At 39.9% G+C, this 875-nt stretch carries 1 protein-coding gene; it reads right to left on the bottom strand.

Annotation, left to right across the window (positions count from 1 at the left end):
- The coding region (locus tag AC1DUA_RS39340) for an MraY family glycosyltransferase (protein WP_477504841.1) at positions 1-875 on the bottom strand (875 nt) is incomplete at both ends.

The following is an 875-nucleotide window of genomic DNA, read 5'->3' as shown; positions in this document are numbered from 1 at the left end:
GGTGATAGCAGATGTGGATGCTTTTGTCAGTATAATGGCACATATACCAAGGAATGATGAAATGCCATATAAAGTGTACACCGTGCTACGACGACTAATCCCAATGTCTGTCAGTCTGTGATGAACATGTCCACGATCTGCCTCATACAGTGGACGACCCTGAATACCTCGACGCGTCATCGCAAGGATGGTATCTAATAGTGGAACACCTAAAATTAATAATGGAATGATAAAAGATACGAATACAGCTTGTTTGAAACCAAGTATTGAAATGACTGCCAGTACAAATCCAAGAAATGCAGATCCTGATTCACCCATAAAAATCGAAGCAGGTTCAGAGTTGAAAATATAGAAACCTGCTAAGCTTCCAAGCAAGGATGCACTTAGTACCAGAACCATGATATTTCCAGTCATGCCTGCAATAATACAGAGAGTAATACATGAAATTCCCGCGATCCCAGTGGCCAGACCGTCTAAACCATCTATCCAATTAAGGGCATTGATTAAGCCGACAATCCATAAAACTGTTAATAATATTGAAAACCATCCTGGGAAATAAATATCTTGAGCAAATGGAATATGTACTTGGTCAACTGTGAACCCCGATAAGGCTACTATCACTGCAGATAGAATTTGTCCAAGCAATTTCCACTTCGCAGACAAAGTGTATACATCATCAAGGATACCTACTGTTTCAATAATAAAAGCTGAAACTAGTAACCCCCAGAAGGCGGGAAGTGATGGAATTATTTTGGGATACATAATAGCAACGGATGAGATAAAGGAAATGAATATAGCTAGTCCCCCAAGTCGAGGCATAATTGTACTATGCATTGTACGATGATTCGGAATAGCTACAGCCCCTATTGTAATTG

This window comes from Paenibacillus sp. 01T422, assembly GCF_056398785.1.
The sequence above is the reverse complement of the archived record's forward strand: the minus strand, read 5'-3'. Positions and strand labels throughout refer to the sequence as shown.